The 12,489-nt window shown below is 60.3% G+C and carries 4 protein-coding genes; 1 reads left to right on the top strand and 3 read right to left on the bottom strand.

The genetic code is table 11. The features are described 5' to 3' along the window. Positions 1-54 precede the first annotated feature (54 nt). Positions 55-882, bottom strand: coding sequence for a xanthine dehydrogenase accessory protein XdhC (xdhC, locus tag IEX16_RS16195; RefSeq protein ID WP_373288367.1), 828 nt, complete (start codon positions 880-882; stop codon positions 55-57). A 141-nt stretch (positions 883-1,023) separates the two neighbouring features. Here xdhC and IEX16_RS16190 point away from each other — a divergent pair, with 141 nt between their 5' ends. Then, complete coding sequence (locus IEX16_RS16190; RefSeq protein WP_188709526.1) at positions 1,024-1,551, top strand: hypothetical protein; 528 nt, start codon at positions 1,024-1,026, stop codon at positions 1,549-1,551. Between the two features lie 116 nt (positions 1,552-1,667). Here IEX16_RS16190 and IEX16_RS16185 read toward each other — a convergent pair whose 3' ends face one another. Together IEX16_RS16185 and IEX16_RS16180 are read right to left on the bottom strand one after the other, a co-directional pair. Further along, complete coding sequence (locus tag IEX16_RS16185) at positions 1,668-11,837, bottom strand: calcium-binding protein (protein WP_188709525.1); 10,170 nt, start codon at positions 11,835-11,837, stop codon at positions 1,668-1,670. Beyond that, positions 11,728-12,420 (bottom strand): hypothetical protein, encoded by a 693-nt coding sequence (locus IEX16_RS16180; RefSeq protein WP_188709524.1) that lies wholly within the window; start codon positions 12,418-12,420, stop codon positions 11,728-11,730. Before IEX16_RS16180 ends, IEX16_RS16185 begins: the two co-directional genes overlap by 110 nt. Positions 12,421-12,489 lie beyond the last annotated feature (69 nt).

Below are 12,489 nucleotides of genomic sequence, written 5' to 3'. Positions count from 1 at the left end.
CCACTAAAGTGTATACAGTTTCCGAACCTGTGCCAACGGGGATCCGATGAAAACTCAGGTTTTCACCGTGCCGGCGATGAGCAACAACTGTGCCGCCACGGCAATGGCAATCACTTCGGGCTCCTTGCCCGCAATGCCGGGCAGCCCAATCGGGCAGGTGATATGCGCCAGTTCTGACGGCGTAAAACCACGCGCCTCCAGCCGGTGGCAAAACGTCGCCCACTTCGTTTTGCTGCCGATCAGACCGATGTAAGGCAAATCATTTTTCTCGCGCTGACGCTTCAGGCACTCGGACACGATGTCCAGATCCTCGGCGTGGCTGAAACTCATGATCAGCACCCTGGATTGGGGCGCCAGGGAACTCACCGCGCCTTGCACCGGCTCCGAATGTTCGCAAATCACAGCAAGCGGCGTGGTGGGCGGGAAAATCCCGTCGCGGCTGTCGATCCAGGTCAACGCAAACGGCAGCCGCGACAACACCTGCACCAGCGCATGGCCGACATGGCCGCCGCCGAACAAGGCCAGCGGCTGAAACTCAGCGCCCAGCCGCATTTGCAGTGCTTGCACATCGCTGGGTCCGAAGGCCTGAAAGCGCAAGGTCATAACACCGCCACAGCACTGGCCGAGGGACGGGCCCAACACATAACGGCTTGCCGGTTCAGCATCCGCCGAGGCAGGCGCAGCTTGCAGCCGCGTGCGCGCCTGGGCAATCGCCTGGTATTCCAGATGGCCACCACCGATGGTGCCGACGATGGCATCGGCAAAAACTGCCATCCAGGTGCCCGCTTCGCGCGGCACCGAGCCCTCGGTGGATACCACCAGTACCAGCACTGCGGGCTCGCGACCCAAGCGCTCCAGAAACAAAGCCTTGTGATGAATCACCGTACAACCCCTCTCATACAACCTCTGATTCAGGAGGCGCGAATAGCATAATCCGTCAATAAATCCTGCACCTGTTACACCACGCACCTTCAACAGACTGCACAATAACAGCACCAACCAGGTGAACCCACGAGGAGACATATGTCTGACCCTTCCCCCCGCCGCTTCTGGCTGCTGGCGCTGCTGTCCGCAGGCGTCGGCGCCATTGTCTCGGCTTGCAAAAGCGCTCCCGAGCCCGCAGCGCCCGCGGCGGCGGCGCCGCTGCCCCCCGCGCCCCCGCCCAGCGCTGTGATCGGGCCGATAGCCGGCCCCAGCGGCTCGGCCCGCAACTCGGCCGCCTCGACCCCGCGCCTCTACCGCGAAAGCGGCGCCACCCACCTCTACGGCCTGAACGCCGAACGCATTTACAAGGGACGGATGCCACCGCTGCTGTATGCGGTGGGTGTGATCAATGTCGAGATCAACCAAGTCGGCATCGTCACCAAACTCGACTGGATGCGCGCACCGCGCCACGCGCCTGAAGTGATCGCCGAGATCGAACGCACGATCAAGGCCGCTTCGCCGTTTCCGGCGCCCGTGCGCATGGGCAAAGTGGTGTATACCGACACCTGGCTGTGGCACAAAAGCGGCAAGTTTCAGTTGGATACGCTGACCGAGGGGCAGAACTGAATTTTCACGCTTGTCATGCCGGACTCGATCCGGCATCCATGCCGCGCTGATTCATCACTTTCCGTGTCGCTGCGTGAGTTTCAGGGAGGCCCGCAACTCGACGCCGCTGAAAGTCCTCACCCCATCTGAGCCAGATCAAACTGCTGCACCTCTGGCGGTCTGGCCACCTGGTTCAGCCGCCCGCTCAGACCATTTACCCCGCCCAGCAGGCCAATGGCAAGGCCCAGGTCGCGTGAACCCCGGCTGTCCATCGAGATGTCAGCCGTAAAGCGCCCATCCGGGTTCTTGGCCAGTTGCATGTCCAGCAAGGCGTCCTGCAGGTTCCACAGCAGCGGCAAGGTCCGCCGCTCTGAAAATTCGCTGCGACTCAGGCTGCCCTGCTGGTCAACGCTGTATTTCAGGTTTTGCAGGCCTTGCTCAAAGCGCTCCCTCGCGGCGGAAATCGATTCGGCCACGGTTTGCGGCTCGGTTGCTGCATCGCTGGCCTTTGTGGCTGCTGGGTCTGGTGCGTCAAACAGGGCTGTCGGGTTGCCAGTGCGTACTTCTGCGGGCAAGGCCTGGGCTCCGGATGTACCACTGTCCACGGCGGTTCGGCTGAGCACGGCGGCGTGGTTCCAACTGGTGCCGTCGGCAAACCGTATCTTCTCCAGGGCGTTGGCACCCTTGCCCGCGTTCTCGAAATAGTTGGCAACAGTCAGCTGGTCGGTGCTGCCGTTGATGCTGAGGATCAGGTCATTGCCCTGCCTGGCAATAGCCAGGTCGGCCTCGGCAATGCCGGCACCCAGTTGCACCGTGTCGCCCGAGGGTTTGCCTGCGTCGAAATTGGCGATGATGTCCTGCCCGCTGTCGCGTCCCCACACATAGGTGTCATTACCCAGCCCGCCAAACAGGATGTTGTTACCCACGTTTCCTTCCAGGCGGTTGTTTCCTGCGTTGCCGATGGCGTTGATGTTGGCGCTGCCCGTCAGGGTCAGGTATTCAACGTTGTCAGCCAGGGTGTAAGAGACGCTGGCATACACCGTGTCTGTGCCTTCCAAGGCACTTTCGACTACCAGATCGTCACTGGAGTCGACCCAGTATTTGTCGTTGCCCAGACCGCCAAGCAGGATGTCGGCGCCCGCGCCGCCGTCCAGACTGTCGTTGCCGCCTTGGCCCCAAAGCTTATTGGACTCGGCGTTGCCGGTGAGCTTGTTGGCCAGCGTATTGCCCATGCCGGCCTCGGCCGTCCCGGCCAGTGTGAGGTTCTCAAGGGCGTCTGCCAGGCTGTAGGTGACGCTCGACTGCACGGTGTCCGTCCCCTCTGCGGCGTTCTCGACGACGGTGTCGGCTTGGCTGTCAACGATATACAGGTCATTGCCCTTGCCGCCAATCAATACGTCGGCGCCCGCACCGCCGTCCAATATGTTGGCAGCGTTGTTGCCAGTCAACACGTTGGACAGTTCGTTGCCGGTCAGGCTGATCGCAGACCCCAGCAGCACGCCATCTTCGACGTTGGCCGCCAGGGTGGCTCCGCTGATTCGACTGAGTACGGTGTCGCGCCCACCGTCAACGTCTTCGACGATGGTGTCAATGTCGTCTTCAAACAGGTAGGTGTCGTTGCCGGCGCCGCCTGCCAGGATGTCCAGACCTTTCATACCGTTCAGGTTGTCGTTGCCCCCGCCGCCTGTCAAGGTGTTGTCGGCGGCGTTGCCTTGCAGCAGGTTGTTCAGCTCGTTGCCGGTGCCGTCTATGGCAGTCAAGCCCGTGAGGATCAGGTTCTCGACCTCGCTGCCCAGGGTGTAGGTAACGCTGGTTTCTACCGTGTCTGTGCCTTCGCCGGCGTACTCCATCACGCTGTCACCGATGTTGTCTACCTCGTACAGGTCGTCGCCTTCGCCGCCCAGCAAGCTGTCTGCGCCCAGGCCTCCCATCAGGCGGTCGTCGCCCTCATGACCCGTCAGGGTGTTGGCGCCGCTGTTGCCGGTGAGTTTGTTGGCGCGCTCGTTGCCAGTGGCGTCGGTATTGCCTGTACCTGAAAGCTGCAGATCTTCAACATATTCATCCAGGGCGTGGCTGATGGAGGAGATGACGCGGTCTGTGCCCTGGCCTTCTTCTTCGTAGGTGCGGTCGTCGATGTTGTCAACGTAGTAGGCGTCGTCACCTGCGCCGCCTTCCATGCTGTCGGCACCTCCGCCGCCGTTCAATGTGTTTTTGGCGGCGTTGCCTACGAGGACGTTGTCCAGGCTGTTGCCTGTGCCGTTGATAGCATCGAGGCCCGACAGGATCAGGGCTTCCACATGGGCCGACAGGGTCTTGCTGACCGTGCTGATGATCGTGTCTGTGCCTTCGCCCGCTCTTTCCACAATCGTGTCGCCAGTGTGGTCAACGTAGTAGGTGTCGTCTCCGTCTCCACCCGTCATACGGTCCGCACCTTCGCCGCCATGAAAGCGGTCATTGACATTGGTGCCGGTCAGCGAGTCGGCAGCAGCAGTTCCACGGACGTCAACACCTTGGGCCAGTAGTTCGTCAAACTCCAATTCGGTGCCATCCGCAAACTCGAAGTTCTGTACGCTCGAGAAGCTATCGGCTTCAGAAGGGTCAAAGTCGTCGAGGTGGATAACATCCCCTTGATCTCCTATCGTAAGCAATAAGGAGCCAAGGCTCAGGCTTACCATCTCTGAGGTGATGCCCGGGCCAAAGCGTAGCGTGCCGCCACCCGGGTCCGTGATGTGTACCACGCCGCTGCCGGCGTTGTACACGTAGGTATCGTCGCCCGACTGGCCTATCAAGGTCGTGTTGGGACCAGCAATGAAGGTGGTACCCAAGTCAGGAGATCCGTACAACGTCAAGTTTCCGGCGCTGCCGTCTCTCAACAGTCCTTTGTCTGAAAGATCATCGGCTGTGAGGAAAGCGCCATTGTCCAAGGTAAGGATGGCGCGCGGCAAACCGTCCGGATTGACGTACCAACCCTCAAGCCGCAAACTGTCTTGGCCATTGCTGGCGGAGATTAGCAGATCCATACCGTCGCTTTGCACACTAAGATCGGCCAGGGCCAAGGCGTCGACATTGACACCGCGTGTGCTGTCTGCGGCCACCACTTGCTGGCCCATGCCGGCGTGAAAGGAGACGAAGCCCTCATCAAAGTTGGGCGCCGGCGGCGCCATGGCAATCAGGGCCGGCAGCGAGATGCTGGAGCCGTCTGCAAACTCAAAGCGCCCTATCGTGCCGTTGAGTGCGTCGTCAATATGCGGGATCATGACGCGCACGCCCTGGTCTGCGCCCCACTGCAGGTCAAGCGTGACATGCTCCGTGCCGTCCAGCGGCGAGGTGGCCGTACCCCAGGATAAGTTGATGTCACTGAGTGACAGGCCCTGCCCGAAACTGACGGTTTTCATAGGCAGCAGCCCGGCGTCCAGGTAGGGTTGCAAGCCTGCAAAATTATTTGCCGTCAGCATGACGGTTTGCAGCGGGTGCGTGTCGTAGTAGCTGCTGGCTTCACCCCACTCGTCCATATCAAAAGCAGGAGCCTTGAGTAGCACCGGGAGTGGTTTGACGTAGTAGCTAGTGACCCATTCTGCTAATGCATTCGACCCTGTTCTCTCACTATAAACACGGCGAGCCTCTTCAAGGGTATCGTGGTATCCCGAATAGCTCTCTTCCGCGCCTATAAAAAACTTGCCGCCAGACCCATAACTTTCACGCGCGTTCCGAATGCCTTGTCCTCGGTAAATGGCTTCAATCGAATCATCGGTCCAATCATTATTTCGATCAGTCTGCGAATTATCATCACTCACCAAAAGATCGATCCCCGTATTGTTTGGGTCTATCAAGATACGGGTGTCGGGCTGTTCATACAGCCGTTGGACATAGTTTCCGTAGTGTGGGACCTCATACATGTACCCAAGGGCCTTACCGGCCACAGTGGTATGGCCATCCCCCACCACCATGGTGCGGCCGTTTTCGAGGTACTGATCTCCGTTGCCCGCCATCAGGATCTCGCCGCCAATGAGTCTGGCATTGCCGGTGCCCCCATACGCAAAACCGGCGCCGTAGATGGTGTTGTCGCCCACGCCGCCAATTACCGCCGAATACTGGTCAGCCATCACCGTATGGCTGCCGTCAGTCAGCGTGGTTGTCCCCAAGTTGTAATTCAGATAGTTATGAGTGAGGGTGACAGGAATGAACTCTGGCAAAGGCCCGGCCAATACCGCAGAACCAGGGTTGCCAAACGTGAGTGCACTGCCGTTACCGGCATAGCTCTTATAGGTTTCAACGTATTTTCGCTGCTCGGAAATCACCTCAACTGGCGAACTTTGCGGCCACTGGTAAGCGAATGGCATGCTCCAAGAAGATGCCGGTATGTAGGTGTAATAGTTGGTCCAAGTCACGGCACTCCACGCCGTTTGATTAGCAGAACTGCTGCTTATCGGGTTCAAAGTAACGAGTTCGCCAGAGACGGCCTGGGACTGGTCACCCAAGGAAATCAAGGTGTCAAACGTCGAAGCCCCGTATTGCGCCCCCTGGCTTTTGGTCCAAGTTGTGCTGAGAACAGTAGAAGAAGTGGTTGTCCATGCGCTGTTGAGGTCTGCGAGCAAACGATGTGTATATAAATTGTGTTGTGTCAGTTCACGGCTATCGTTGGAGAACGCGCCCCTGAAACGGTCGGGATCAACAGGCCGAAACCAGGTGCCATCAAGCTGCCGGACGTACCCCTCCCCAGCATATTTCTCACCTATGCTGCTGCGCGCCCAGGTCTTGAATTCCTGGATCAGGCTGCTTTGCAAATCGCTCCATTGGGGTATTGACGCATCGATGAGCGCCTGCGCAGAAAGTGCATTGCCGTCAGCATCCTTAAACAACCACGACGTTTGCGTCGCGCTGTAGTAATCCTTGATGCGCATGCTCGTTTCGGTGCCACGGACCTCAACCAATAGATCGTTGTTCGCGCGCCTGGCTGTCAGGCTTTGCAGTTGTACGCCTGATGCATCCATCTGGATGGTTGAGCCGTCCTCCGAGTCGTCCATCACCGTCGCCTGACCCATCCCATAACCCAGCACATAGGTGTCTAGGCCGGCGCCGCCGCGCAAGGTGTCCACGCCGCTGCCAGCATGAAGCCAGTCATTCCCGTCACCACCGTCCATCACATCATTGCCGCTATCGCCACGCAGGGTATCGGTACCCGCGCCGCCTTGGAGACTATCGTCGCCGTTCCCCCCAAGGAGCACATCGTTGCCGGCGCCACCGATCAGCATGTCGTAGCCTTCGCCGCCGTCGAGGGTGTCGCTTCCTGAGCCGGCACTGAGCAGGTCGTTTCCCAGGCCTCCCGTCAACAGGTTGTCGCCTTCGCCCGCGTCAAGCACGTCGTCGCTGATGCCGCCGTGTAGCGTGTCGTTGCCGCCGCCGCCGGTCAGCGTGTCCATGCCTTGCCCGCCATCGAGCCAATCGTTGCCGTCCCCCCCGTCCAGGCGGTCGTCGCCATCGAGGCCGTAGGCGTGGTCGTTGCCGCCCAGTGCCAGCAAGGTGTCCGCGCCCGAGGAGCCATACAGCGCGTCGTCGGCCTCGGTGCCGGTGGCCGCCTGCGCAATCAATTGCTGCAGGCTCACAAAGCCGCCACCTTCTTCAAAAGTGACGCCGGCCAACGTGCTGGCCTCGCCGGCCTCCAGGCCGTAAAAGTAGCCGCCCAGGGTGATCACTGGGCCGGCCATCTGGACGGTGTTGCCGCTGCCGTCCAGGCTTTGGGTGAAGGTCGACAGTATGAGGTCGCCGTCCGCGCGGCTGGCCTTGACGAGGGCGCCTGCCGCGCTGCCGAACAGCACCAGGGTATCGCTGTCGGTGCCGGTGCGGTTGCCGATATAGACACTGCCCGCGGCCTGGGTGATGCTGTAGGTGTTGTTGCCGCCGCCGCCATCCAAGGTGTCAGAAGATCCGCTGCTGACTAGCACATCATTGCCCGCCCCCGCGTGGAAGGTGTTAGCTCCGCTGCCGCCTATCAATACAGAGCCGATCTGGTTGCCATACAGCGTGTCGTTGCCATCGCCACCTTCCAGCGTGGCGCCGCCATGCTGTGCCCGCAGGCTGTCGTTGCCGCTGCCGCCCAGCAAGGTCTGGCCGGCTTCGCTGGTGCTCACATTGAGGTTTTGCTCCACATGGGCTTGAACCCAGGCCGAGGCCGATTGCCCGGCGATGCTGGCCATGCTGCCACGGAGGGCACCCTCCACCACCAGGGGGCCAGTGGCGTAGTTAAGCACCAGGTTTGCGCCGTCAACGGTGACGGTCACGGGCTCGCCGTCAGCCAGGGTCAAAGTATTGCTGCCGCTGCTGTCTTTGACGCGTTCGCCAGCGCCGGCCACGAGGATATCGTCACCCTCGCCGCCTTCAAGAATGTCGTTGCCCGCGCCGCCCGTCAGGGTGTCGTTGCCCGCGCCGCCGTAAAGACTGTCATTACCGTCGCCGCCGTCGAGAACGTCGTTGCCGTGGAACTGGCCGGCCAGTTTGTCGGACTTGTCGTCGCCATACAGCAGATCGCTGCCGGCGCCGCCGGTTAGCGTGTCATTGCCGCCGCCGCCATAAAGCTGGTCGCTGCCATCCCCGCCATCGAGGCTGTCTTTGCCGTGAAATTGGCCGGAGAGAAAAGTTTCCCACTCGTCCCCGTAAAGTGTGTCGCTACCTTCGCCCCCAATAAGCGTGTCGTCATGTCCACCTCCCAGAAGGGCGTCACTACCCGCCCCTCCGTCCAGGTAGTCCTTGCCGTGAAAGTTTCCCGCGAGAACGAGGTCGGAAGGATTGCCTGCTTCAGATTGATCTCCACTCAGCGTGTCATTGCCCTCGCCGCCATACAGAATGTCGTCGCCGCCGCCCCCGCCAATGTTGTCATCTCCCGCCTCGCCATCTACATAGTCTGCACCGTGGAACTCCCCCAGGAGTTTCCGGCTAGCCGCCGCGTCGGCCCAGATGTTGTCATTGCCTTCGCCACCCATAATCGTGTCGTTGCCCCCATTGCCTTCTAGGTAGTCGTCGCCGGCTCCGCCATCCACATAGTCATCGTCATGGAATTGGCCACCCAAGTAGCCCGGCACGTTGGCGGCCTGGGCTTCGTCGGCAAAGATCGCATCGTTACCGGCCCCGCCGTAGAGTGTGTCGCCGCTGCCGCCACCATGTAGCTCATCGTCCCCCGCCCCGCCGTCGAGATAGTCACGGCCATGGTGGCCGCCTGCAAGTGTGGTCGCCAGCGCATCACCGGTGAGCTTGTCGTTGCCCGCCCCGCCAAACAGCACATCGTCATTGCCGGAACCGGTCAAGGTGTCGTTGCCTTCGCCGCCGTCGAGGTAGTCGTTGCCGTGTTCGGTAGCGGCTGCGTACTCGGGCAGGACGACATTGTCCGAGGCGCCGTCGCCGTCGAGGATGTCATCGCCGCTGCCGCCAACCAGGGCATCTGCCCCACTACCGCCGTACAGGGTGTCGTCACCGGTTCCGCCGTCCAGGTGGTCGTCGCCGCCGTTGGCGAGCAGACGGTCTTTGCCGGCGCCGCCAAACATCACGTCGGCGCCGTCGGGGCCCTGTGGCTGGGCCAGCACGCCGCCCAGGTCGCCGTGCATGAGGTCGTCTCCCGCGCCGCCGACCATCAGGTCTTTGCCTTCGCCGCCATACAGGGTGTCGCTGCCGGCGTCACCGACCAGGGTGTCGTCGCCGGCACCGCCGTCCAGGGCGTCGGCCTGGTCGATGGTGGCCGCTGTGGTTTGGGCCATCACTTCGTCGAGCGGGCGCTGGATGTCGGCGTAGATCTTGTCGTCGCCGGCGCCGCCGAAGGCGTAGTCGCGCTCGGTGCCGAGCTCAATGAGGTCTTTGCCGGCCCCGCCTTTGACAATGTCGCGCCCGCTGCCGGCTTTGATCCAGTCGTCGCCGCCGCGCAGGGCATCGATCTCGTCGTCGCCGCCGCCGGCGATGATCTCGTCGTTGCCGACGCTGTCGTAGAGCTTGTCGGCCTGGTCGGGACGAGGCGCACCATCGGTGATGATGTTACCCAGGGCGTCGGCCTGAGTCTGCACGCCTTCTGTAGCGGCATCAAAATCCATCGGCGCCAGGTCACCAAAAATCTGCTCGCCGGTAGCGGGGGCTGGTTGGACAGGCACTGAGCCAGGCAAGGTGATGCCCAAGTTGCCGGAAGCGAAGTTTTGCACCACGGCGCTGCCCCCCCCCCCGCTGATGCTTAGCGTTTGGCTGCCATCTGCTTCGCTGCGGGTGGTGTAGATGAAGCGCTTGTCTTGGGATTGCCAGGTGCCGGTGCTGCCGGGAGTGCTGTTGGCGAGTTTGGTGAGGGGGCTGGCGCCCAGGGTGATCTGGCCGCCGTCTGTGGTGATGACTTGGATGCTTCCCAGGCCGTCTGAATCGGTGATGGTGTCTATGCCGCTGTGGCTGGCACGCAGGGTGTAGGTGTCTGTGCCTTGCCCGCCCTTCAAGATGTCGCCGTCCTTGCCGCCGTCTAATATGTCGTCACCTGTTCCGCCTAGCAGGGTGTCCTGGCCTTCGCCGCCTTTCAGGGTGTCGTTGCCTGCCCCGCCTTCCAGATAGTCGTTGCCGGCTTTGCCGTCCACGATTTCGTTGCCCGCGCCGCCGTAAAGGCGATCGCCAATGGCGTTGTCTGTGCCGTTTAAGGGATCGGCCTGGCTGCTGCCGAAAGCAACGCGGTTTGCCGGCCCGTTCAGGCCGACGCCGTTGATACGTTGTGCGACGCTGGTGTTGCTTAGGGTGTCGAAATAGTCGGTATTGGTGGCGCCAATGACTTTGTCTGCATCAATCTTGTTGCGTTCGACCAGGGCGCCAAGCATCGCTGCGCGGTCGGCGATCCACTGGTCGTTGAAAGTTTCAGGATTCGCTGTTGCCTTATCGGCCTGCCAAGCAGCATAGTCAGCTGCGCGAGTGCTTTGCCACAACGTTGTCAAAGCCGCATCGGCTGCGGCCGTTTTTCCGCTGATCCATATCGGAGAAAGATCTTGCAATACAACCAGGGCGGAGAAGTCATCACGGGCGTCGGCGCGCAAGTCCGCGCTGCTGGCACGCAACAGGAGATTTCCTGAACTGGCCGACAGCGGTCCATCCAGGGCGGTGCCTAACCGTCCCATTGCAGAATGCAGGGCATCACGGCTTGCGTTGCTGGCCGGCAACACAGACTTGGAAAGTCCCAGGAAGGACTCGCTAGCGTTAACCAGATTTTCCAGACTCGCCGCCGGACCGGTTGCGGCATTTCTGATGAAAGTCCGAAGTGAATCGAGGCTCAAATCAGCTTGCATGCGGCTGAAAAGAGCGTAAAGCGTGAGCGCGTCATCTACCTGGCGTTGGTCGTGGTTGTAGCTGGGACGACTTGGGTCCGGGACATTCGTCTGAAACTGGTCCTCGATGGGAACATTGACACGCTGCCCAGGAACGCTGTGCAGGCCCGCAATAATCTGGAGGCTGGCTCCAGACTTGTTGGCTTCGTCTGATATGAAGTTCAGGACGTTCGGTGAACCAGCTGTCGGGACGCGACCTCCCAATGCCGAGAACAGATGGGTCACATCGCCGGTGGGCGCAAAGCCAGGACTGTTAAACGCCGCCGCCTGACTAATTTGGCTTCCAAATAGGCCAGCGAAAGCCATGGCAAGGTGGCCACCCAAAGATGTACCCACCACATCAATTTTCCTGTCTGGGTCCTCCATGAGCAACTGCGCGACCTCACCGGTCGATGTCACGTCGACAACGCGAGTTACTTCAAAAAATACAGAATACGTGGTGGACCCTACGGTGTGTTCTAGAGCACGAAACTGTGCTACGACTGTTCCAGCTGGCGTGCCAACGCGCTGCCACCAGTTGTGCATTGCGACAATTTGCGCGAATGCAGCGCCGTTACGACTGATAGACACGCTTTCTGGGAGGTCGGACAGCAGCTGCTGCGTGCCGCGGATGGCTACCGAAATTTGATTGCTATTGTCAGATTGCACGCCTTTGAACACGGTGACGTCAAATCCCGTTCCACCGCCCCCGATTGCAAGCGCATCGTTGTAGGTTGGGAGAGCGATGTGAAAGCGTTCGGCAAAGCGTTTCGCTTGCTCGGTCGCCAAGCCTCTTACTCCGCCGTTGAGATTAGTCAGCGTTGCTAGATCGAGGATTGGACCAACAGGTCTGACAAACTGACCGTAGGCAGCATGGCCAAGTTCGCTCAAGTCAACGAGTTTTTGCGCGGAGTTCATAGGTGATCCTCGGAGCGTGTGTGGTTGGAAGCAATTTGGATTGATACGACGGTGAGTTTGAGTACAAAGCGGCTGTTTGGTCATTGCTTCCGCCGGCGTGTTTCCGGCAAGAACGGTTAGACCGCATAGGCGAAGGCGAAATGATGTCGAGCACCAAGGTTTCTAAAAAATGATCCCCACCCAAAAGGTGTATATCAGTATTTTTAGAAAGGACAGCACCATCACTTCTTCGTATGATAGGAATTTCTCTGATTGAAATTTTGGGATATCCGGTGCGATGCGGATTGCCGAAAAGAACCACTCTCTCTATGGGGTCACCGTAAGCATAGGGATCGTTGTCCTTCGGCAAGTGCGGCGTAATCGGTAGCTCCCCCGGCATGTGGCTACGGAAATAATGCGCCGGCGCCTCAACCCTCTCATAAACCGTGATGCCTGCGTACTTTTCGCACAACTCATCAACCAGTCGATCCGCTTCGGCGGTGCGTCTGTTGAGGTCTTGCACATACAGGCTATATGCCACCACCGCGACAATTGGCAAGAGCCACGGAACGATCCAAAGCCAGGGTCTCGTGGGGGCAATTGCGGCCACCTGAGAAGTGGTACGGCTCGTTTGAGTCAGCCCTTTGTCAAGGGATGATTGCGGTGGCTCCTCATGAGGGGTCTGCATTTGGTTCCTCCGTGTGTTGCCTGTGCTGACACTTGATCCCATCGACGCACTCAGCAGGCGTAGACAGCG

The sequence above is a fragment of the Polaromonas eurypsychrophila genome (genome assembly GCF_014641715.1).
Classification (GTDB): Bacteria; Pseudomonadota; Gammaproteobacteria; order Burkholderiales; family Burkholderiaceae_C; genus Polaromonas; species Polaromonas eurypsychrophila.
This window is presented reverse-complemented; position numbering and strand designations above follow the sequence as displayed.

What these genes read in the sequence shown, in the direction of transcription:
- IEX16_RS16190 (WP_188709526.1), top strand. Translation starts at nt 1,024, where the DNA reads ATGTCTGACCCTTCCCCCCGCCGCTTCTGGCTGCTGGCGCTGCTGTCC.
- IEX16_RS16185 (WP_188709525.1), bottom strand. Translation starts at nt 11,837, where the DNA reads ATGACCAAACAGCCGCTTTGTACTCAAACTCACCGTCGTATCAATCCA.
- IEX16_RS16180 (WP_188709524.1), bottom strand. Translation starts at nt 12,420, where the DNA reads ATGCAGACCCCTCATGAGGAGCCACCGCAATCATCCCTTGACAAAGGG.